This is a genomic window from Streptomyces sp. ME02-8801-2C, assembly GCF_033793965.1.
In the GTDB taxonomy this organism is placed as follows: Bacteria; Actinomycetota; Actinomycetes; order Streptomycetales; family Streptomycetaceae; genus Streptomyces.
Genome location: NZ_JARAXP010000004.1, coordinates 309,461 through 332,222 on the forward strand (window position 1 = coordinate 309,461; position 22,762 = coordinate 332,222).

At 66.8% G+C, this 22,762-nt stretch carries 15 protein-coding genes; 6 read left to right on the forward strand and 9 right to left on the reverse strand.

What is annotated here, in order from left to right:
* Nucleotides 1-47: 47 nt before the first annotated feature.
* On the reverse strand, nucleotides 48-476 hold the full coding sequence (locus PV396_RS14675) for a hypothetical protein (protein WP_319204593.1): 429 nt from the start codon (nucleotides 474-476) through the stop codon (nucleotides 48-50).
* A gap of 548 nt (nucleotides 477-1,024) precedes the next feature.
* Nucleotides 1,025-4,591, reverse strand: coding sequence for an FG-GAP-like repeat-containing protein (locus tag PV396_RS14680; protein ID WP_319204595.1), 3,567 nt, complete (start codon nucleotides 4,589-4,591; stop codon nucleotides 1,025-1,027).
* A gap of 406 nt (nucleotides 4,592-4,997) precedes the next feature.
* On the opposite strand from PV396_RS14680, the gene PV396_RS14685 reads away from it, so the two are divergent.
* Together PV396_RS14685 and PV396_RS14690 are read left to right on the forward strand one after the other, a co-directional pair.
* The gene (locus PV396_RS14685) at nucleotides 4,998-13,223 is read left to right on the forward strand and encodes a polymorphic toxin-type HINT domain-containing protein (protein WP_319204597.1); all 8,226 of its coding nucleotides are present in this window, start codon (nucleotides 4,998-5,000) and stop codon (nucleotides 13,221-13,223) included.
* A gap of 79 nt (nucleotides 13,224-13,302) precedes the next feature.
* Entirely contained in the window at nucleotides 13,303-13,764 is a 462-nt protein-coding gene (locus PV396_RS14690) for a hypothetical protein (protein ID WP_319204599.1), read from the forward strand.
* 25 nt (nucleotides 13,765-13,789) lie between these two features.
* Here the strand turns inward: PV396_RS14690 and PV396_RS45110 are convergent, their stop codons facing one another.
* The 3 genes from PV396_RS45110 to PV396_RS14700 form a co-directional block, all read right to left on the reverse strand.
* Nucleotides 13,790-14,212: a helix-turn-helix domain-containing protein gene (locus PV396_RS45110; protein WP_416071416.1), complete on the reverse strand. Its 423-nt coding sequence runs from the start codon at nucleotides 14,210-14,212 to the stop codon at nucleotides 13,790-13,792.
* A gap of 290 nt (nucleotides 14,213-14,502) precedes the next feature.
* Nucleotides 14,503-15,276 (reverse strand): ATP-binding protein, encoded by a 774-nt coding sequence (locus PV396_RS14695; RefSeq protein WP_319204601.1) that lies wholly within the window; start codon nucleotides 15,274-15,276, stop codon nucleotides 14,503-14,505.
* On the reverse strand, nucleotides 15,273-15,599 hold the full coding sequence (locus PV396_RS14700; protein ID WP_319204603.1) for a hypothetical protein: 327 nt from the start codon (nucleotides 15,597-15,599) through the stop codon (nucleotides 15,273-15,275). The genes PV396_RS14695 and PV396_RS14700 overlap by 4 nt, the downstream gene beginning before the upstream one ends.
* Before the next feature lie 200 nt (nucleotides 15,600-15,799).
* On the opposite strand from PV396_RS14700, the gene PV396_RS14705 reads away from it, so the two are divergent.
* The 4 genes from PV396_RS14705 (at nucleotide 15,800) to PV396_RS14720 (ending at nucleotide 17,797) form a co-directional block, all read left to right on the forward strand.
* Nucleotides 15,800-16,693 carry a helix-turn-helix transcriptional regulator gene (locus PV396_RS14705; RefSeq protein ID WP_319204605.1) on the forward strand — a complete coding sequence of 298 codons (894 nt, stop codon included), beginning with the start codon at nucleotides 15,800-15,802 and terminating at the stop codon, nucleotides 16,691-16,693.
* The gene (locus tag PV396_RS14710; RefSeq protein WP_319205519.1) at nucleotides 16,693-16,917 is read left to right on the forward strand and encodes a DUF397 domain-containing protein; all 225 of its coding nucleotides are present in this window, start codon (nucleotides 16,693-16,695) and stop codon (nucleotides 16,915-16,917) included. The genes PV396_RS14705 and PV396_RS14710 overlap by 1 nt, the downstream gene beginning before the upstream one ends.
* Before the next feature lie 217 nt (nucleotides 16,918-17,134).
* Nucleotides 17,135-17,371 carry a hypothetical protein gene (locus tag PV396_RS14715; RefSeq protein ID WP_319204607.1) on the forward strand — a complete coding sequence of 79 codons (237 nt, stop codon included), beginning with the start codon at nucleotides 17,135-17,137 and terminating at the stop codon, nucleotides 17,369-17,371.
* A gap of 165 nt (nucleotides 17,372-17,536) precedes the next feature.
* Complete coding sequence (locus tag PV396_RS14720) at nucleotides 17,537-17,797, forward strand: type II toxin-antitoxin system VapB family antitoxin (RefSeq protein ID WP_319204609.1); 261 nt, start codon at nucleotides 17,537-17,539, stop codon at nucleotides 17,795-17,797.
* Here PV396_RS14720 and PV396_RS14725 read toward each other — a convergent pair.
* The 4 genes from PV396_RS14725 to PV396_RS14740 are packed head-to-tail and all read right to left on the reverse strand — an operon-like array spanning nucleotide 17,715 to nucleotide 22,754.
* Complete coding sequence (locus PV396_RS14725) at nucleotides 17,715-18,650, reverse strand: dihydrodipicolinate synthase family protein (RefSeq protein ID WP_319204611.1); 936 nt, start codon at nucleotides 18,648-18,650, stop codon at nucleotides 17,715-17,717. The genes PV396_RS14720 and PV396_RS14725 overlap by 83 nt on opposite strands.
* Nucleotides 18,650-19,783 carry an ABC transporter ATP-binding protein gene (locus PV396_RS14730; RefSeq protein ID WP_319204614.1) on the reverse strand — a complete coding sequence of 378 codons (1,134 nt, stop codon included), beginning with the start codon at nucleotides 19,781-19,783 and terminating at the stop codon, nucleotides 18,650-18,652. The genes PV396_RS14725 and PV396_RS14730 overlap by 1 nt, the downstream gene beginning before the upstream one ends.
* Nucleotides 19,784-19,803: 20 nt before the next feature.
* Entirely contained in the window at nucleotides 19,804-21,786 is a 1,983-nt protein-coding gene (locus tag PV396_RS14735) for a dipeptide/oligopeptide/nickel ABC transporter permease/ATP-binding protein (protein ID WP_416071417.1), read from the reverse strand.
* 8 nt (nucleotides 21,787-21,794) lie between these two features.
* On the reverse strand, nucleotides 21,795-22,754 hold the full coding sequence (locus PV396_RS14740) for an ABC transporter permease (protein WP_319204617.1): 960 nt from the start codon (nucleotides 22,752-22,754) through the stop codon (nucleotides 21,795-21,797).
* Between the last annotated feature and the right edge of the window lie 8 nt (nucleotides 22,755-22,762).

Below are 22,762 nucleotides of genomic sequence, written 5' to 3' on the forward strand. Positions count from 1 at the left end.
AACAGCACGTCGAGCGCGGTCTGCTTACCGGCGGCACGCCATGGAATTCATCCCGATCGTGTCTTCTGCTTCTTTGCGAGGCGGCTCGCCAGGGCGGTGCGAAAGTGGGAGAAACGGGTTTCGTCCTCTTCGATGATTTCGAGAACGTCCAACGCGTTCTCCGTGTCTCCCGACACAGCCTCGCGATAGAGCACCCAGAGCCCGTCCCGAGATTTCTCGTAGCACTCCTCTTCCAGGCTGTCCCGCCCTGCCGCAGTCTCACTGGAATGCGACTCCCCGGAAACCGCGAACAGCAGAGTCACCAGGAAATGACTGCGTACGAACGGCGCGAGTTCCTCGGTGAGCGCGGCCAGGATCACCGGTACGGCCGGGACCGCGGCCTCGAACAGCATCGACTCCACTTCGACGTGCCCGTCCAGCCGATAACCGACCGCTTCCTGGGGTGACCTCGCCTCCAGCAGCTTGCGAAAGGTCACCGGAAGGTGCCCTGCCCCGTGGCCGCAGCCGCACCGCAACCGCGACCAGTCGTACCTCTCCAGCTCAAGCAGAGCCGCACTCAGCATCTTCGCCTCCCGGCTTGTCGAGGAACACCATGTTCGGCTTCACAGTGGGCGCGCTGCGGCAGTCGGGGACGAGTCGGGTTCCGGGGTGTGTTGAAGGTGTGGCGAACCCGGATCGGACCGAATTCTCCGCCGCTCTCGACCGTCTCGCGGGTTCGCTCGCACCGGCAGAACAACCAGCCCTTTCGATCCCATGATCCGCACCCTGTGATCACACGCTTCCTCGGTCGGCCAGATTGAAACTAAGCGGCAGGGATGCCATGTGAAACGCTGAATGCGATGTATGAACGGCAGTTTAGAGCAAAGGTTCCGATGATTTCCCGCCCAGTGCTGGAGTCCGTCTCGCGGCAGCGACCTCTGGGAGGCAGACTCATGACCGCCCTGCACGACTCGCTCGAAGCCCACGTCGGGGCCGACCAGGACCCGGCGGCTTTCCGGGCCGCCTTGGCCTGGCTGACCAACCGTCAGCCAAGTTGCCTCACCGTGTCGTAGCCGCTGGACTTCAGCGTCGTCGGAGACGTGTCATTGGCGGTGGCGGTGCCTGCGAAAAGGAGCAGGGCGCCGGCTTTGTTGGTTGCGAGCATGTCTGGGACGCCGTCGCCGGTGATGTCGGGCGTGCCGTACACCAGGGGGAAACTGTCGGGGAGCATCGTGCCGGAGTCGTAGGCGTCGTCGCCGTCCAGGCTGCCGCCGGACGTGCCCAGGCTGGTGAGAACAGTGCCCTTCTTGTCGCTGGTGAGGATGCCCTTGCGTAGCTGGATGCTCCCCGCCACTGTCCGGTAGGTCAGGTCCATCGCGCCGTCGCCGTTGTAGTCGGCGATGGCCACGAAGTCCCGGGCTTCCCAGGCGGTGGTCGTCATCTGGGTGGCGGTGGTGAAGGTCCCGCCCGAGTAGCCGGAGAGGATCCACAGCTCGCCGCCGTTGACGCCGCCTGCCACGAACAGCTCGGGCTGGCCGTCGCCGGTGAGATCGCCCGCCGACTTGATCTCGGACCACGTGGACGGTGGGGGCATGTTGGCGGGCAGCCGTACCTCGACGCGTTCGGTGACGTTCATGGCGCCGTAGCCGTCACCGGGGTAGACGAACAGCCGGTTGTCGGGGGTGCGGATCACCCAGTCGGTGGCGCCGTCGCCGGGGGCGAAGTCGCCGTTGTGGGTGACCAGGGAGTACACGGGGTGCTCGGTGTCACCGTTCCAGAGGTGCGGGGCGGTGCCGTTGTCCCGCAGTAGCTCCCCGTTCTTGTGCTGGCCCCAGGAGCTGAAGATCCACGTGGCGTTCTGGTCGGTCGTGTTGATCCAGAGGTTTCCGGCGGCGGTGAGGTGGGCGTAGTCGGGGGAGCCGTCTCCGTTGAGGTCGCCTGGGGCGTCGGCGGTGGGACGCGGGGTGACGTAGAAGAAGTGCTTGTACGGGGTGGGCGAGATGTTGCCCGCCGAGTCGACGGCTCTGACGTAGAGGGTGTTGGGGCCGGCCGCGGGGGGCTTGACCCCGGTTGCGGTCGCCGTCGACGAGATGACGGTGGTGCAGGTCGCCGATCCCGTGCCCTGCTTGCCGCCCGCGCACACGTAGTTGCCGTAGTTGGTGCTGTTGATGGAGTACTCGAACTTGACGATGTCGGTGTCGGCGCCCTTGGTGATTGTGAAGCTGCCGGCGGTGCCGAACCTGACCGTGGACCAGACCTCACCGTTGCTGTCGTAGTCGCCGTCGGCGGGGAACTCCACCGAGGTGACGTTGGTGGGCGAGTCGGGGAGGTCGGTGTCGTAGCGGAAGCGGCACAGCGCGGCGCCGCTGGTGGGCGACCAGGCGCTGCTGACCTTCGCGTCCCAGGAACGCACCCGCCAGACGTAGTTGTAGCCGTTGGACAGGGTGAATCTGGTGGAGTCGAGCCTGACCGAGGCGGTCTCGCCGTCGTCGACCGCGTCGGAGAAAACCTTGTGGGTGGCGTCGTAGGAACCCTCGCGCCAGACCTCGAACTCGAGCCTGGCGAGGTCGCTGTCGGGGTCGGTGGCCCTGGCGCTGATGGTCGGTACGGTCTTGCCCAGGCTGATGTAGGGCGCCGCGCTGGTGTCGCAGGAGCCGGGGCTCATGGTGACCGAGGTCGGCTGACCCGGCCTGCGGTTGTAGATGATCTCCACTGTCGGGGAGCCCGGGCCCTCGGCCCTGAACCTCTTCCAGGAGTAGGTGTCCGTCTCCAGGCCCGACGCAGAGGTGGTCGGGGCGGAGGAGGAAGTGGAGGCCACCAGGCCCACGTTGAAGGACATCCAGCCGTTGTTCGCGGCATCCTGGGCCAGTGAGGTGACGGTGAAGTTGACGTTGGTGTCCGGGCAGGAGCTGTTGGACTTCCAGCCGTAGGCGAAGGACTTGGAAGTGATCTTCCGGCTCCAACTGGGCTGCTTGTTCCAGGTGGTGGAGCTGGAGAAGTTGCCGGTGTGCCACACCTGCATCGTGCGCTTGCTGCACGACCAGGAGTGGGTCTCCAGGATCTTCATGGTCGCGCTGGAGACGTCCGCGCCCTTGATGGAGTTCTTGAGGTTGAGCTTGAAGAACGAGCGGGAGGTGCCCCAGGTGTCGCGTTCAAAGCCGACGCGGGCCTCCTTGGTGTCCTGGTTGTAGTTGGCGCCGTCGTAGAAGCTGGAGCTCGGGTACTTCTTGTAGACGCTGGTCCAGTTGGACCGGGTGGCCGACGTGGAGGGGTCGAGGAAGACGGGGTAGACCGGGGCCTTGGCGCCGGTCCGGGCCAGGTAGTCGGTCGGCGGGGTGATCGTCAGGACGCGGCTGACCTGGTCCAGGGAAGCCCCGGCGATGGCGGCGTGCGCGCCCTCGCCGGGACCGTTGGCGGCCGGCAGGGCGAGGGTGCTGTTCGCGGCGGCGGGGAGCGCGTAGGCGACGGGGTCGATGTCCGTGCCGGTGAGCCGGGAGTCGGCGTCGTCCGTGGAGTTCCCGGTGCTTCCCGTGCTGCTCTCGGGGTTGGCCTCGGCGGCCTCGTCCACGGGCGAGGTCCACTCCTCGATGTCCTCGGGGTTCTCGTTGGTGCCGGTGGCGGCGTCCGGGTCGGCGGCCGATGTGTCCGTGTCGTGTGTGCCCGCCGAGTCCCACAGGAACGGGGTGGGCGAGACGGTTATCTCGTTGCCGTCCTTGTCCTTGCCGCGCATGACGTCGGTGGACGGATCGAGGGAGAAGGCGAGCGTGGGCGAGGTGAAGCGGTAGCGGGGCGGGTTCGCGGCCAGGGCGGCGGCGGCCTCGGGGGTGTGGATGACCAGGACGAGGGTGTAGCCGGTGTCCCGTGCGGTCAGCATCAGGTCGACGTCCGGCAACACGCCCTCGTACAGCGCCCGGTCGCCCTCGACCACCGGCTCGGGCAGCGTGCCGGGCCACTCGGCCTGAAGGTCGTGGCCTTCGACGGCCATCGTCAGGAGCGGGGTCCAGACGGAGTCGGAGTCACTGTCTTCGGCGGCCTGCACTGTGGTGTGGGCCGTGGTGGTGTACGACGCCGCCCGGTTCACCCGGGACGGGCCGGAGTAACTCGCGCTGTTCACCCCCGTTCCGGCGGCGGTCGGGGTGCGACCGGGGTCTCCTGCGGAGAATGTGACGGGATGGGGGCTGCTCACGGTCGTCCAGCCGGCCTTGCTCCTCCGCAACGAGGTGTCGACCGGGGCCCACTTCCCCTGAGCGTTCTTCGCCCGGACGGGAGCGACGGAGGCCGTGTAGGTGAAGGAGCCGTCGGGGTTGGCGAAGGTCTGGGAGAACTCGTCGGTCAGGGAGGCGACTTCGGTCTTCTTGCCGGTCCTGCGGGCCTTCTGCTGGGCCGCGTCCTCGGAACTGAGCCTGCTGTTCGCGGACTTGGCCTTGGCGTCGGCGCCGGGCGATGTCCTTGACGGGCCGCTGTCCCTCAGCGCCAGGACGGTGGCACCGCCGGCCAGCAGTGCCAGGGCGAGTGCCACGGCGAGGCCGCGACGAACGGCCCGTCTGCTGACGGGTGTTGCTTCGGCGGCGGCCGTCTCACTCGGTCCGGCGGCGCTGTCCTGGTCGCTCAAGGAACCCTTCTCCAACAGGCTGGGCCGTGGGCGGCGTTGCCGCTGCGGCCTGGTTTTTCGGGTTGCCCTCGGGCCTGTTGAAGCAAGCCGTGCGAACGCGTGATCCCCCGGTTTCTGCGTTTGGAGTATGAGCAGGCCATCTCGACGAGATCAACACCCTTGTGAAGCCTGCGAGTAGGGGAGGCGTAAGGAATGGAGGAGCATAGGGTTTCTTTGCTGTTTTTTGTCCAATTTTGAATAGTGGCGTAGCTAACACAAACTTATTTTTCCTTGACGTGGATCTTCACGAGGAGCCAACTTCAACCCATCAGTGATCACCATGTGCCATCACCCTGAACGTTTCCGTCATCACCCTGAACGTTTCTGATGGTTCGTGATTCGGGGTTCGGGGAGGGGTCGGTCGGCCATGCGTGGGGGACTGTCGTGGTGCGGCAAGGGCCGGCTGACGGAGAGATCGGTCCGTGACCGGTTGATTCGCCGACGGGCGCGGCTCGGTGTGGTCGCAGCGGTGTTCCTCGCTCTCAACGTCACTTCCTTGCAGGGCGCGGTGGCGTTCGGTCCCGACAACGACACCCGTACGACGGTCGAACTGGACGAGTTGCAGGAGACGGACGCCGTCCCGCTCGACGAGACCAAGACCGACAAGGTGAAGGAGCTCGAAAAGCCGGATCTGGCCGAGCTGCCGGACTACAACCCGGCGGCAGTGGCCGAGGTGCCCGCGGTTGTCGACCTGGCCGCACCGGTCGACGGTCTGACCGCGGGTGGCGCCCCCAAGCCTGTCGCCGCCTCCACCGACGGCACGGTGACCGTCGGCGTCACCGCGCCCGACGGCGCGACCCAGGCCCAGGCCGACTCCCTGGAAGGTGCCTGGGACGTCACGGTCAGACCCGAGGCCGATGCGGTGGCGGCCGGTGCGCAAGGCCTGCTGCTCCAGGTCGACGCCCCCGACACGGCGACCGGTGACGCGGTCCTCCAGATCGACGCGACCCGCTTCGCCGAGACGTACAGCGCGCAGTGGCTGGACCGGCTGTCCTTCGCGCTGATGCCCGCCTGCTACACGACCACACCGGAGCGCGAGGAGTGCTCGACGGGCATCCCGGTCGCCACCGAGGTCGAGCGCACCACCGACGAGGTAACCGTGTCGGTCGACGCCGGCGGCGACGACTCCGGCTCGGAGGCGGACCCCGGCGAGGACACCGCGCCCGATGAGACCTCCGGCAGCAACGAGAAGACCAGGGACATCCAGGAGACCCTGCTCAACTTGACCGTCGACACCGCCGCCCTGGCGTCGGTGTCCGCCCCCGCGCCGACCGGCGCATCCACCGCCGTGAGTACGGACGCGGGCTCGGCCAACCCGGCGGTGTGGCGCGGCGACAGCCGAAGCGGTGTCCGCCAGATCGCCGACTCGTCCGGCGGAGGAGTGCTGGCGGGAATCTCCTACGGCTCGGGCGCGGGCGGTGACTTCGGCGCGACCCCGTTGTCCTCGGCCGGTTCCTGGTCGCAGGGCGGCTCGTCGGGTGCGTTCACGTACTCGTACACGATGGCAGGGCCCGAGGTCCCCTCGGGTCCGTCGCCGAACGTGACGCTGAGCTACAACTCGCAGTCCTCGGACGGGCGTACGTCCGCGACGAACAACCAGGTGTCATGGATCGGCGAGGGCTGGGACTACAACCCCGGCGCGATCACCCGCACCTTTGTGAGCTGTGCGGCCGACACGGCGAACGCGAACAACAAGGACAAGTTCACGGGCGACCAGTGCTGGGGTTCCTACAACGCGGTGCTGTCGCTGAACGGCACGACGACCGAGCTGGTGCGCGACGACACCACCGGGGAGTGGAGGGGCGCACGGGGCGACAACACGCGCGTGGAACTGCTCACCGAGGCCGACTACAAGCGCATCCTGAACGTCACCCACACGTCCGGCAACGGTGACGACAACGGGGAGTTCTGGCGGGTCACCACCAGCGACGGCACCCAGTACTACTTCGGTCTCAACCGTCTGCCGGGCTGGTCCTCGGGCAAGGAGGAGACCGAGTCGGTACTGAAGGTGCCGGTCGCCGGCAACCACAGCAGCGACCCGTGCCACGCCACCGAGTTCAAGAACTCCTTCTGCGACCAGGGCTGGCGCTTCCAGCTCGACTACGTCGTCGACCTCAACGGCAACGCGATGTCGCTGTGGTGGGACAAGGAGACCAACGCCTACGCGCAGAACATGACGGAGACAGGTGCGGTCGCCTACGACCGGGCCGGCCTGCTGACCCGTATCGACTACGGGCAGCGTTCGGACACCCTCTTCTCCGCCGAGCCCCTGGGCCGCATGAACTTCACCGCCTTGGAGCGCTGCTTCACGGACGACGGCGACTGCTCCAACGACAGCTTCGACTCCAAGCAGTCCGACCGCACCCGGCCCTGGTACGACACCCCGGCCGACCTCGCCTGCCTGGCGGGCAAGAAGTGCTCGACGTACTCACCCACGTTCTGGTCCCGCAATCGCCTGGCCGCGGTGACCGCGTGCGCTCAGCGCGAGCGGGGCGTGAGGCTCACCGAGTACAACGACAAAAACGACTCGGGCTCCCGCAACGCCTGCGGTATCGACGACTTGACGTACGGCACCACCGCCCTCTCGAAGGTCGACTCCTGGAGCCTCGGACAGTCCTTCCCCTGGGACCTGACCGGTGAGTACACGGCGCTGTGGCTGGAGTCCATCGCCCGTACCGGCTACGCGGTGGACGGTTCCACCAAGCCCCTGAACCCGGTGACCTTCGGCAGCAACAAGCTGGTGCTGCCCAACCGGGTCAAGTGGGCCACGGGCGACACGGACTCGCTGTTCGGGCGGCTGCGCATCCAGGACGTGGTCTCCGAGTACGGCGGGCGCACCCACGTCACGTACAAGGCGCCCGAGGGTGCTTGTGCCAGCGGCAAGGACTTCCCTCCGTTCGACCAGAACACGCTGCGCTGCTACCCGGTCTACTGGCACGCCGACGAACAGCTGAGCGACGAGCGCATCTCCTGGTTCCAGAAGTACGTGGTCGACTCGATCACCGAGTATCCGCAGCTGGCGGACGCGACGGACGTGACGACGAAGTACACGTACGAGACGGACCTGACCGACAAGAAGGCCGGCGCACTCTGGGCGAAGAGCCAGACGGAGTTCTCGCGTCCCAAGACGCGCACCTGGGACGACTGGCGCGGCTACCCGGTCATCACCACGATCTCCGGCGTCCCATCGGCGCCCGACGGCAGCGTCGCCTCCAAGGAGGTCACCCGCTACTTCCGGGGCATGAGCGACGACGTCCTCGTGGACACCGTCACGCCCGACAAGCCGGACGACGACACCAAGCGTTCCCTCACGGTCAAGGACGTCACCGGCGCGGCGATCGCGAACGACCGCAAGGCGTACGCGGGCATGGTCGCCGAGTCCCTGACCTACCCCGACTCCGGCGCCGCCACAACCGGCGGCTGGATATCCCGAACGGTCAACTATCCGGATGCACCGGTCGAGTTGGCCAGACGTAACCGTACCGACGGTCCGGACGTGGTCTCGGAGCGTGTCACGCTGGGCAAGGTCCTGACGACGACAAAGTCCTCGGGCAGCCGTCCGGGCGACTCGGAACCCTTGCGCACGGTGAAGACGGAGACCGAGTACGACTCGTACGGTCTGCCGACCGTGGTCCGCGAGTTCGGCGACGACGACACGGCGAAGACCAAGGACGACTCGTGCACCCGCACGACGTACGTGAACAACGACACCAGGGAAACCGCCACCGTCAAGGGTGTCTACCTGATCGGCCTGGTCAACCAGACGATCACGACGACCGGCACGAGCACCTGCTCGACCACCCTGACGACGGCGACGAAGGACACGCTGATCACCGGCTCGCGTGTCTTCTACGACGACGCGACGTCGCTGGGCGCCAAGCCCACCAAGGGCCAGGTGACCAGGACGGAGACACCGCTCGGAACCGGCACGGGCTGGAACTCGGACAACCCCGAGTCACGCACGGAATACGACGAGTTCGGCCGGGTGGAGAAGGTCACCGACGCCACGGACCTGGCCAACACCACGACCTACATCCCCGACTCGGGTCAGGTCTACGAGATCAAGACGGTGCAGGGCGCCAAGCTCGACAGCAACAATGTGGAAACGGGCCTCATCACGACCACCACCGTGGAGCCCGGCCGCGGCGCGACGCTGACCTCGAAGGACCCCAACAACCGGGTCACGTCCTACAAGTACGACCCGCTGGGCCGCACCACGGAGGCATGGGACCCGACCCAGCCCGCCACGGACGACCCCACCGCGCGCTACACCTACAACACGCCCGCCAACGAGCCGGCCTCCGTGGTCACCGAGTCGCTGCAGGACAACCCCACCCCGGCGCGAGACGGCGAAAAGGCCGTCTACACCGCCTCCACCACGATCTACGACGGCCTGGGCCGTGAACGCCAGTCCCAGACCCCGGCGGTGGGCGGCGGCAAGCTGGTCACCGACACGTTCCACAACGCCGCCGGCCAGGTCGCCTTCACCCGTAACGCCTATTACATGCAAGGCGAGCCGAGCACGGCCCTGGTCGTCCCCGCCTCCGAGTCGCTGGTCCCCAACGCGACCACCTACACCTACGACGGCCTGGGCCGCGTCCTGACCGTCACCCCCGTCCACCATTCGTTCCCGCAGACGGGCGATGATGCCGCGGACGGCAACACGATGGTGAAGACGACGGACCGCCGCACCCGCTACCAGTACGGCCTCGACTACACCATCGTCCGCCAGCCCAAGGGCACACCCGGCTCCCGGGTGTGGACCGACGCACTGGGCCGCACGGTGCAGCAGGACACCTTCAGCGACACGGCGTTGACCGAGGCCGGTGCGATCTCCACCACGTACGACTACGACGCGCGCGGCGACATGACCACCTCGACCGACGAGGTCGGTCACACGCGCACCTGGAAGTACGACGCCCTCGGCCGGGTCACCGACACCACCGACCCGGACACCGGAGCCTCCCACACCGAGTACGACGCGTACGGTCAGGTGGACTGGGCGACCGACGGCCTCGGGCAGAAGCTCGCGTACAGCTATGAGCCCTATCACCGGGTGAGCGAGGTCAAGTTCACTCCGGCGGGCTCCACTTCGGGCACTCTGGTCCAGTCCTACGCGTACGACTCGGTCCCGGGTGGCAAGGGCCAGTTGGCCACGGCGACCCGCTACAACGACGGCGGCAAGGCGTACACGACGTCGATCGCCGGTTACACGGCGGACTATCAGCCGACGTCGATGACGCTGACCATGCCCGACGGCACGACGTCGGGGACGACAGCGGACGGTTTCAAGTCCCGTTACACGTACGACTACACGTACAACGAAGACGGTCAGCTGGAGAAGTACACGACCCCGGAGGCGGGCGGTCTGACCGCCGAGACCGTCATCAACCGCTACAACGAGGCAGGGCTCCCGACCACGGTCTCCGGCAAGGACTGGTACGTCGCCGAGACGTCCTACTCGCCCTACGGGCAGGTACTGCGCTCCACAGTGGGCGAGATCGGCCACCGGGTGTGGCAGGAGAGCTCCTTCGACGAGTCGACCGGCGAACTGCTGACCGGCAAGCTGCTGAGGGAGAACGCGACAGACAAGTCCGTCGTCCCCGAGTACGAGGTGAGCCAGCGCGCCTACTCCTACGACCCGTCGGGCAACATCCTGTCCGTCGCCGACAAGATCGGCACGAAGCCCACCGACCGGCAGTGCTTCACGTACGACACGCTGGGCCAGCTGAAGACGGCGTGGACGACGCCGGGCGGCGGGGCCTGCCAGGCCGCCGGCAAGACGACGGCCGAGCCGGTGTACTCCGACGGCAAGGTCAACGTCTCGTCGAACAACGACGGTTACTGGCAGTCCTACACGTACGACGTGCTGGGCAACCGGAAGTCGAAGACGGTCCTCAAGGCCGACCCGACGTTCACCTCGGGCGTGCGCGACACGAAGAACGACGTCGTCACGGACTACGCCTACGGCAAGAGCGACACGGCGCTCAACGACCAGCCGCACACGCTGACTTCGTACACGACGAAGTCGACGACGGCGGCTGGGGCCGAGGTCAAGACCCTGGCCACGCAGAAGTACAACGACGCGGGCAGCCTGGAGAGCCGTACGACGGGCGGTGACACGGCCCAGGGCCTTACCTGGACGTGGGACGGCCAGGTCGAGTCGGTGACGGGCTTCGGCCCGGAGGGTTCCGGGGCATGGGTGGGCGCCTCGGAGATGTGCCTGGACCTCACCAACTCCGGTACAGCAGCGGGCACGGCCCTCCAGCTGTTCGTGTGCAACGGCACCAAGGCGCAGAACTTCCGCGTCAAGGCGGCCGACGCCGACAACAACGGCACGGTCGAGGACGCGACGGTCGGCCAGTTCGTGGTGGGCGGGCGCTGCGCCCAGCCGAGCGGCACGGCGGCGGGCTCAGCGGTACAGATCCAGGCGTGTGACACGGCTGCGACGGCGCAACGCTGGCAGACCCTGCCCACGGGCTTGCTCAAGCACGTGGCGACCGGCCTGTGCCTGTCGGCCCCGTCGCTGGCGAACGGTACCGACCTGGTCCTGGCGACCTGTGACACCTCGGCGCCGGGCCAGGTGTTCAAGCCGGCCTCGAAGACGACGTACGTCTACGACGGGATGGGCAACCGCCTGCTGGAGCGCTCGGGTGCGGGTGCGGTGCTGCACCTGCCGGACACGAGCGTCTCGGTGACCGCCACGGGCAAACTCCGCTCGGCGGAGCGTACGTACGGCCACGAGGGCGCCCCGACAGTGACGCGCTACCGGGAGGCGTCCTCGACCTCCGGCGCGGACGAGCAGGTGTTCGCCAACGCGGTCGACCACAACGGGACCCCGCTGGCGGAGGTGCGCCTCGACGGCGACCAGAGCGTGCGGGTGACGAAGAAGGATCCGTGGGGTCAGGACCGTGTCGCGGGTGTCGCGTCGCGTTCGCGTACGGCGTTCGCGACGGGTGATGACGATGCGGGTTCGGGTCTGGTGCATCTGGGTGCGCGGGAGTATGACCCTGCCACCGGCCGGTTCGTGTCGGCGGACCCGGTGCTGGACCAGAGCGATCCGTTGCAGGCGAACGGCTACTCGTACGCGAACAACAACCCGGTCACGCACTCCGACCCGTCGGGTCTGACGTCGTCGGCGTCGAGTTTCGACGCGTCGATGGCGGCGCTGGACGCGAAGATCGCGGAGTACCAGCGGACGTTGTCCCGCTCGATCGGTGATGTGATCCTGTCGGTCGGCTGGGCGGTGTTCAAGGAGTTCGTGGGCTGGGACGACATCGTCGGCTGCTTCTCGCAGGGTGACCTGTGGGCGTGCGGCAGCCTGTTGATGGACGCGATTCCGTGGTCGAGCGTCTTCTCCAAGGGCAAGAAGATGTGGAAGGCCTTCCAGGCGACGAAGAGCGCGGTGAAGGCATGGCGGGCGGCGAAGGTGGTCGCCGAGGCCGGGCTGAAGGCGGCGAAGGCGGCGAAGGCCGCGCTGATCAGGGCGAAGAAGGCGGCGGAGGCCGCGGCTGCGGAGGCGAAACGCAAGGCTCGGGAGGCGGCGAAGGCCGCGGCAGAGGCTGCGAAGAAGAAATCCCACACGGGGTCGAAGGGGGCCCGGGGGAACGCTCCGCAGGTCAAGGCACGCAAGACGGCGCAGCAGAAGGGTTCGTCAGGCGGGGGCAGGGCCGAGAACAAGTCGGGCGGGTCGCGTAGCGGGTCGGGGCGGGATGACTCCGGTGGCGGCAACGACGGTGACGGCGGCGGCGAGGGCGACGGCGGTTCGGGCGGTGGGGAAACGCCTGGCTGTAACAGCTTCACCCCGGACACCCGGGTCCTGATGGCCGACGGCTCGACCAAGGCGATCAAGGACGTCAAGAATGGTGACAGGGTTGTTGCCACCGATCCTGAAACGGGGGGCACACGGGTCCAGACAGTCACCGCCGAGATCAGGGGGCAAGGCCTAAAACACCTGGTCAAGGTCACCATTGACACCGACGGCAAGAAGGGCACGAAGACGGCCGAGGTCACCGCCACCGATGGTCACCCCTTCTGGGTCCCCGAACTCCGGGAATGGATTGACGCCACCGACCTCCAGGCTGGCCAGTGGCTCCAGACCGGCGCTGGCACTCGTGTCCAGATCACCACAATCAAGCGGTGGACGGCACCGGACGCCACTGTCTACAACCTCACCGTCAGCAACATCCATACCTACTATGTGCTGGCCGGGGCAACACCGATTTTGGTGCACAACGCTGACGCGGGTTGCGCCAACAAGCTCAGAAATGCCCTAAATGCTGCTGGCGACTTGGAACCGGCAACGCCTCATTCCCCGCATCACATTGTGGCAGGAAATTCACCGAAGGCGGCGCCCGCGAGGGCACAGTTGGACAGATTCGGAATCGGCGTGAACGACGCTGAGAATGGTGTCTGGCTGCCGCGGAGCAGCTCGTCACCCAACCCAAATGGACTGTCGGTACACTCGAAGGTTCACACAAATGAATATTACGCTTACGTGAATGATTTGATGAGTGGAGCCAGAAATAGGAGTGAAGCGCTTGACGTCATAGGCCACGTCAGACGGCAGCTGCAAGGGGGCCACTGGCCGTAGGACGAAAAAGCACCGTCCATCGAAGGGCTGGTGGGTGGGCACCAGTCAGGGTGCCTACCCATGGATTGGAAAGGTAATCATGTCTGAGAAGCTGCAGGTAGATTCGGCGGAAGACGTCGCTCGCCGACTGGTCGAGGAGATGGGTGGCTTCGACCCATCATTCTCGGGGTTGACTCGGCTGGTGAGACGATTTTCGGCGATCGAGTTTGAGGTGCCGGAAATCCCTGACGCGGACGGATATCTTTTCCAGTACGGAAAGGTCAACTGGTTCCTGGAACCTACCTTCACTCTCGGTATTGTTCGACAGCTTGAAGTTGTTGACGCCGCAGGGGAGCATGAGTCCTACGTTCAGGTGCAATTCGAATTCAGGTACCCCTTGGATGGCGACCTCGACTCTGTAGACAGTTATTCGGAGTGGTGGTTCCCTGGTGGTGAAGTCTCGTTCGATAGTTGGTTGGATTCCGTGGATCGAACTACGATTTCAAACCTTCTCGCCGCAAAAAGTCCCCGCGAATTCGCGATCTGGCAAGAGATGGTTTAAGCGGTGGCAGGAGGAAGGTAACTACTCAGGTTGAACTCGTAGACATCGGCTGGTCGATCACGAGGGTTCGACGATCAGGCCGGTCTCTGCGAGGCAGCCGTCGATCAGGTGGAGGCGGAACTGGATCCTTACCGTTCTGTCTGGGTTCACCCCGGTCATTCGTAGGATCGGGAGGCCCAGGGGCGCGGGGTATGGCTGTATTGGACCTGCTGCTGATGTGGCTGAAGAAGATTGGCCGCCCGGTGCCCTGTGAGGACTCGACCGCTAATTGGGACGAGCGAAGTAGATCGCTGTGTAAGGACACGTCGGCGAGGTCGTCTGCTGGGACAGTCCAAGAACGACGACGGAGGCGCCACTGACGCACCGTGCCGGGCGTGACCCTCAGCTCCGCGGCCACCGCACCCGGACTCTCACCACGCTCGAACAACCGGGCCGCCTCCAGCCTCAGCTGCTCACGCCTGCCCTGCTCGGCGGGTGTATACGCGCCCCTCTACGAGTACCTCATGAAACCGACCTACCGCAGGGATCAAGGAACGTCACGGCCCCTACAGCGTCTACGAGTTCAACCTGAGTATCACCGCTTCGTCAAGTGATCTGAGGGCCGATCGCCTCGTCGCGTCCATGAAGGCCCGAGTAGCCGTACGAGACCGGAGCTCATTCGAACTCCGGCCCTGTGCGCAGCTCTTCAGCTTCAGGTATGAGGCTGTGGCTGTGCCCCTGCGAGTGTGAACGCGGCATTCATCCGACGCGGTCCGAGGTATCGGTATCGGTGACGACCTCGGCCCACACCGTCTGGCCCTTTCTTGTCCGCCGTCTTCCCCATCGGGCTGCGAGTACGCCAGTGATCAGCAGCCCGCGCCCGCGCTCTTCCTCTGTCCTCGCGCCCGTCGGCGCGGGTGCCACTGGCCCGTACCCCTCTCCCTCGTCGGTCACGCTGACCGTAGCCGTTTCAGCAGCCAGGGTCAGCGCGACCGTGATGGTTCGGCTGTCGCTGTGTTCCAAGGCGTTGGCCGTCAACTCCCCGGTGATTGTTTCGAGATCGTCCACCGCGTCGGAAGGGAGATTTTGCAACTCGGCCATGTTCCGTACGCAGCGCCGGGCAACGCGAGCAGAGGCGAGGTCAGCACCCGAGAGCGAAAGGGCGGCGAGCGCTTGGAAGCCGGCCGAGCTGTGTGCGAGGAGTGCCTCATGGAAGTCCTCGTCGTGCTGAGGAGCGCCGCATCTCACTGCACGGAGGCGAGCACCCCGGCACTCGGCGATGAGCAGGGCGTCGTGGAGTGCGTCGGACAACTGGGCTGTCAAAACGCCGAGTTCACTGATCGACAACTCTGGGCCTGCGATCAACTGATGTGCACGGCTGAGGAGCCTGTTCGCGAGGCCGAGTTGGATAACTTCAACCCGGTCGGCGATCCGGGAGACGGGGCCGTCGCCGTCCGAGACGAGGAGACTCGGCTGGCCGCTCGCGCCGGTCCAGGGAAGGAGTCGTACGTGATCCACGTCATTGTTCGTCATGCCGCCCCCAGTTGGCTGCGGATGCCCTGGGGATTGCTGGCGGCGTAGTACGTAGCGTGCCAGGAGTCGTCGCCGAGTAGCCGCCGCCGGGAAGCCCTCTCCTCGAACTCGTACGCGGCGAGGTAGGGGCGGACGAGCTTGTTGGCAGTGCCGTCGAGGGGCTCGTACCACGCTCGGACGGTCTCGGCGATTGCGATCCTTGGCTGCGGAATTTGAAGCGCCTGTAGCGGACCCGGTGGTGGCAGGCAAACCGCATGGTGGTGTCCCGCTGGCGTGAGAAGCGTCTGAGCCCAGTCGCTGAATCTCCTGATCAGTCGTCGCATGGCAACTCCTGTGACGTGGTTGGCCGAAGGGCACGTGGGGATCGAAGGGTCTTTTTCCCCGCGTGGCTTGGAGTGTGACAGAGATCGTCTCACTGTGAGAATCTCATTGCGGACATCTCTTGAAATTCCTCCGTGTGGGTGATCCGACTCCGGGCCCATGCATGTAAGCGTGGTTGATGACCAGCAGGTGCGCCTCGACAATGGCGTGGACATACAGCGAGAGGACTTCCGTGGGACCGACCACCAGGCGCCGCCAACTCGGCGCCGAGCTCAAGCGGTTGAGGGACCTCAAGGGGCTGACTTTGGAGGTGGCCGGCGAGGCCGCCGGGGTTTCCCGGGCAACCCTGAACCGGTACGAGTCCAACCGAGGACCGGTGAAGTGGCTGGTGGTGGATGCGCTGTGCCGTGCCTACGGCACCACGGACGAGGAACGCGTTGCGCTCGTGTCGATGGCCAAGAGTGCCAAGGTGCAGGGCTGGTGGAAGAGTTACAACGACGCGATCCCCGGCTGGATCACACCGTTGCTCACGCTCGAGGACGAGGCGGTCGAGGAGTGCCACTGGGCCAACACCTATGTACCTGGGCTACTGCAAACCCCTCATTACGCGACCGCTGTGATCCAGGCCGCCGAAGTGCGTGCCGAGGCCGAGCTGATCGAGCGGATGGTGGACGTCCGGATGAAGCGGCAGGAGGTCCTGAAGAGGGAGACCCCGCCTCACGTCTGGGCCATCATGGATGAAGCCGTCGTCCGGCGCCTTGTTGGATCACCCCAGGTCATGGCAGAGCAGCTGGAGCACTTGCGTGCTGCGGCGACGACCCCGCATGTCACGCTGCAGATCCTGCCTTTCACAGCCGGAGCGCACGCCGCCGAAAGCACCAGTTTCATCATCATCAGGGGTCCCGAACCGTCACTCGACGTCGTGCATCTCAGCAACCTCAGCGGAGCCCTGTACCTGGAGAAGGCGCCAGAGTTGGAGCGCCATAGGGTGGTCTTCGAGTATCTGCGGTCCCAGGCGCTGAGCACTTCGGACACAAGCAGTCTGCTCGCGGAACTCACCAGAGAATTCACCGCCGCAGCGCGCAAGGAGCGATGATGCCACCGGCCCAGGAAGCCAACAGCGACGTCCGCTGGTTCAAGTCCTCGTACAGCGGCGGTTCCGGGAGCGACTGCGTTGAAGTCGCCTTCAGCGGCCAGGTCGCCTCAGTCCGTGATTCGAAGATTCCTCGGCGCGGCATGTTGATCATGCCGACCAGCGTCTTCGCGTCCTTCATCGAGAGCATGGAAGCAATATCGGACGGCATGCGCGATATGCCATGACCTCTGGGTTCACGTGTGTGACTGCCCCGCCGTCGTAATGAGTGGTCCTTGTTGAAATCACCGACTGGCAACTCGTCTTCTCTGACTGCCTCCGGAGCGCCATGGGTCACATGCCGAGACGAGCCCGTCACACCCCGGCGCTGTGACACCGCGAAAGGGAGCCGCAACCGCCATGAACAAGCACCCGGCAGACTCCGGCCCGTCTCATCTTCCGCCCATGCGCACCATCGGCGAACTCCGTGCCGCCCTCACTATGGGCTATGGCTTTCCCGGAGACGGTGACGACTTCGAGGCCGAGTTGGCCCGCGAGATCAACCACACCGACCTTGCCGGAGTCGTCCGTCTGGTCGAGGAGTTCCGTAGCCGGGTCATCGCCCGGCAGGATCCCGACTTCGACACTGCTGTCGACTTGGCTGTCGCGGAGATCCGTGCGGTCCGAGGGGCTCACCGGTGACCAGCGAACAGCAGCAGGTCGTCGTCTGGATCACGCATCAGGCCGCCGAAGGGATGCGCGCCAAACTGGGGGAAGCGCCGAAGCGCGGTTGACGGGCCCGAATGTGACGAGCGTGGATTTTGATATCGCGGCCACGCCGCAGTCCACCGGATCAAGGAGAGTCGCATGACACGAACCGTCATCGATGTCGACGACGAGATGCTGGCGGAGGCCGCGAAGATCTTCGGCACTGCAACGAAAGCCGCCACGGTGAACGCGGCCCTTGAGGACGCGGTCAAGCGGAGGAAGCGTACGTCGTTCCTGGGCTGGCTCGCGGAAGGCGGCCTTCCTGACCTGACCGCCCCTACAACAACCCAGCCCCCGCCAGAAACTTCCCCACCCGCTCCACCTCGTCCTCCGACAACGGAATCTGCGGGTCGGCCGTAGCCGGACAGTCGATGACCCCCCGCAGATACAGCGCCGCCTTGAACGCCCCCAGCCCCGCCGAGCTGCCCCCCATCCGTACCGGATCCCCCGCCGCCACCATCCCGAACAGCACGCACAACCGTTCCTGCTCGGCGCGCGCCCGGTCCCAGTCGCCGGCCCGGCAGAAGCGGACCAGGCGCACGTAGCCGTCCGGGTCGACGTTCGCGAGGCCCGGTACCGCCCCGTCCGCGCCCACTGCCAGGGCCGAGTCCACGAGCAGTTCGCTTCCCGTCAGGACGCTGAAGCCGCTGACCCCGGGGTGTTCCCGCGCGCCCGTCACCACCGAGCGGAACGATGCGAGATCCCCGCTGGAGTCCTTCAACCCTGCCAACACCCCATCCGCCGCCAGCTCCAGCACCAGACCCGCCGGCAGTTTGCTGTGGACGGAGGCCGGGAGGTCGTACGCCACCACCGGGACCGGGCTGCCCGACGCCACCAGGCGGAAGTGGCGGGCGATCTCCGAGGGGTGCGTACGGGTGTAGAAGGGGGCCGTGACCACCACCGCGTCCGCGCCCGCCGCCGAGACCGACCGTACGTGGTCCAGTACCCGGGGGGTCGTCATGTCGATCGCGCCCGCCAGGACCGGCAGCGCGCCGGCGACATGGCCCACCACTGTCTCCACCACCAGCCTGCGCTGATCGTCCGTCAGATACGCCGCCTCCGACGACGAACCGAGCACGAACAGGCCGTCCACGCCCGCCTCCACCAGGTGGTCGACCAGCCTGACGAGTGAGCGTACGTCCACCCCGCGGTCCGGTGTCAGCGGAGTGCAGACAGGAGGGACGACACCGGTCAGCGGGGTGGGGAAGGTCATCAGGGCTCCCTGGGATCTTTCGGGGTGTGCGAGGGGGCTGCGGGGGGTGCAGGGGGTGCGGGGGTGGTGGGGGCTGCGAGGGTTACGGAGGATTCCCGCAGGTCAGAGGGCATGTCGGGCACGGCGGCCACCGCCTGGGCGACCAGTTCCCTCGTCGCCCGGCCCTCCTCCACAGGGTGATGGCAACGGAAACGGTGTCCCGGGATTGACGCGGCCGTGAACTCCGGCATCACCTCCGCGCACACGTCGGTCGCCTTCCAGCAGCGCGTCCGGAACGGGCAGCCGGAGGGCGGGCGCGTTGCTGAGGGGACCGGGCCGACCAGGGGGATCGGGTCGATCGGGTCCAGCAGGCCCGGCGTCGCCGAGAACAGTGCCCGGGTGTACGGATGGCGGGCCCTGTCCGTCACCTCGGCCGCCGGGGACTCCTCCACGATCCGGCCCAGGTACATCGTGATCACCCGGTCGCTCATCCGCCGTACCGTCTGGATGTCGTGCGAGACGAAGACCAGGGCCAGGTTCAGGCGCTCCTTCAGGTCCAGGAGGAGGTTCAGGATCTGGGCGCGGACCGACACGTCCAGGGCACTGGTCGGTTCGTCCGCCACCACCAGGTCGGGGTTCAAGGCCAACGCGCGTGCGATCGCGACCCGTTGGCGCTGGCCGCCCGACAGCTGGCCCGGGAGGCCGTCCCCCAGGGCGCGCGGGAGGCCTACCAGGCTCATCAACTCCCGTACTCTCTCCTCCCGTTCCTTTGTTGTGCCTCGCCTGTGCACGTCCAACGGATCGCGGAGGATCTGGCGGATCGTCAGGCGGCGGTTCAGGGCCGTCGACGGGTCCTGGAAGATCATGCCTGTGCCCGTTCCGATCGCAGAGCGGCGCTCCGGCGGTTTCATCGCCCACAAGTCGGTTCCGCGGAAGGCTACTTGGCCCGACGTCGGGGGCTGTACGCCCACCAGGACCTTCGCCAGCGTCGACTTCCCGCAGCCCGACTCGCCCACCACGCCCACCGTCTCGCCGGGCGCCACCCTGAAGTCGGCTGCTGTCAGGGCGTACACGCGGTCCCGGGTGAACAGGCCGCCGCTGCGGGCCTTGTGGACCACGTGCGTGTCGGAGAGTTCCACCAACGGGGTCGACACAACCGTAGCCGTACTGGTGCTCACTTCACCCTCTCGCTTCCCGTCGGCTCCGGCGTCGTCAGGTCGATCGCCGGATGGTGGCAGGCCGCCAAGTGGCCATGGGTGCCCAGGAGATCGGGGGCCGTCGTACGGCACACCTCCGTAGCCATCGGGCAACGGTCCGCGAATCGGCAGCCCTTGGGGAAGTCGGCGGGGGAGGGGACCGTGCCCTTGATCTGCGTCATGCGCAGTGCCGCCGACTCCAGGGACAGCACACTGCCCAGCAGACCCCGGGTGTAGTGGTGGGTCGGGGTGCCGACCAGGTCCGCCGTCACGCCCGTCTCCACGATCTGGCCGCCGTACATCACGACCACCCGGTCCGTGACGTCCGCCACCAGGGCCAGGTCGTGCGAGACCAGGATCAGGGCGAAGTCCAGTTCCTCGCGCAGACGGAGGAGCAGTTCGATGATCTGGGCCTGGACCGTGACGTCCAGGGCCGTGGTGGGCTCGTCGGCGACGATCAGTTTCGGGTCGCGGGACAGGGCCATCGCGATCAGGACCCGTTGGCGCTGGCCGCCCGACAGTTCGTGCGGGTAGCTGCGCAGGGTGCGGTCGGGGTCCAGGCCCACCAGGCCCAGCAGTTCCTCCGGGGTGCGGTGGCCTCCTCGGCGTACGACCTGTTTGAGCTGCGAGCGGATCGTCATCGCCGGGTTCAGGGACGACAGGGCGTCCTGGTAGATCATCGCCATCTCGTGGCCCAGCAGTTTGCGCCGTACCCGCATGGGTTCGGCGAGCAAGTCCCGCTGGTTGAAGCGGACTTGGCCGGTGACCCGGGCGCCCTTCGGTTCCAGGCCCATCACCGTCAACGCCGTCAGCGACTTGCCGCAGCCCGACTCTCCGACCAGGCCCAGGACTTCACCGGGGTGGACCTCGAAGCTGATGCCGTCGACGATGTCCACGCCCGCGTGCCGGGCCGCGAAGCCGATGGTCAGGTTCTCGACCGCCAGTATCGGCAGACCGGTGGGGATCGGGCGGGCTCGTGCGCGCAGTCGCGCCGCCGCGTCCGTCAGGCCGGGCAGGGCCAGGACCTCGCCGGTTCCCGGCTCGGGCGCCTCCAGGGGGTCCTCGTCCTCCCGTACCTCCACGTCCCGAGCCGCCGGTGCCGCCCACGCGTCCGACACGCCCTCGGAGAGGACGTTCAACGACAGCACCGTGATCAGCATCAGCAGGCCTGGGAAGACCGTGGCCCACCAACCGCCGGTCAGGACCATGTTCTTGCCGTCCGCGATGACGCTTCCCCAGGACGGGTCCGGCGGCCGTACGCCCGCGCCGATGAACGACAGCGACGCCTCGAAGACGATCGCCTCCGCCACCTGCACCGTGCAGAACACCAGCACGGGCGCAGCGCAGTTGATCGCCACGTGGCGAAGGACGATGTGCGGTGTGCGGGCGCCGATCACCCGTTCCGCCGTCACATAGTCCTCGCCGTACTGGTCCAGGACGTTCGCCCGCACCACGCGCGCCACCGGCGGGGTGAACAGGAACGCGATCGCGCAGATCAGGACCGTGATGCCACCGCCGAAGACCGCGACGAGCACGGCGGCCAGCGCGATGCCCGGGAACGCCATCACCACGTCCAGACAGCGCATCAGCGTCTCGTCCACCGCCTTGCGCGACGTCGCCGCGATCGCGCCGATCAGCGCGCCCACGGTGAGGGCGAGTGCTGTGGCGCCCAGGCCGATGGCGAGGGACCAGCGGGCGCCGTACATCAGCCGGCTCATGATGTCGCGGCCCAGGCTGTCCTGGCCCATCCAGTGCTCGGCGGACGGGGCTCCCGTACCGCCGATCAGGGGCTGCTGGTCCAGCGGGTCGTCGGGGGCGATGAGCGGGGCGAAGACCGCCACGAACACCACCAGCGCGAGGAAGCAGACCGCGACCCGGGAGAGGACCGGGAGGCGGCGCCAGCCGCGCAGCCGGATGCCCGGGCGGGACAGGAGGGCGGCCAGGCGCCCCCTCTCGAACATCATGAACATCAGGCCGCATCCCTCAATCGTGGGTTGACCAGGAGATAGAGGATGTCGATGACCAGGTTCACGACCACGAAACCGGTCGCCGTCGTCAGGACCACTCCCTGCACCACGGCCGGGTCGCCGTTCTTCACGGCGTCAATCATCAGTTTTCCCATCCCCGGCAGCGAGAAGATCGTCTCGATGACGACCGCGCCCCCGAGCAGGTAGCCGACGCGCAGGCCCAGCACCGTCAGCGGGTTGATGAGCGCGTTGCGCAGTACGTTGCGGCCCACCACCACCCTGGGTGGCAGCCCGCTGCCGATCGCCGTGCGGACGTAGTCCTTGTCCAGCTCCTCGACCACCGCCGTACGGACGATGCGCGTGAGCTGCGCCGCGACCGGGAGGGAGAGCGCGAGGGCCGGGAGTGTCATCGTCTTCAGCCAGCCGGTGAAGGAGTCGGCCGGGTTGATGTAGCCGCCGGTCGGAAACCAGCCGAGGTCGACGGCCAGGTACTGGATCATCAGCAGGGCCAGCCAGAAGCCCGGCGCCGCGACACCGGTCAGCGACACGACGCGGATGATCTGGTCGGGGAGACGGTCCCGGTAGATCGCCGCCGTGACCCCGCCCACCAGGGACAGGATCACGGCGATTCCCAGGCCCATGAAGGTGAGTTGGAGGGTGAGCGGCAGGGCGGTGGTGATCTGGTCGAGCACCGGCGCGCGGGTCAGCGCGCTGATGCCCATGTCGCCGTGGAGCAGGTCGCCGATGAAGTGGAGATAGCGGACGGGGAACGGATCGAGCAGGCCGTTCTGTTCGCGGAAGTCGTGCAGTTGCTGCGGGGTCGGGTTGGCGCCCTGGAAGAACGCGGAGGCCGGGTCGACGTCCGAGAACCGCATGACGAGGAACACGAACAGCACGATGCCGAGCATCAGCGGGACGAGCAGAATGATCCGGCGGGCCAGGATCCTGGCGATGGCGACCACGTACGAAC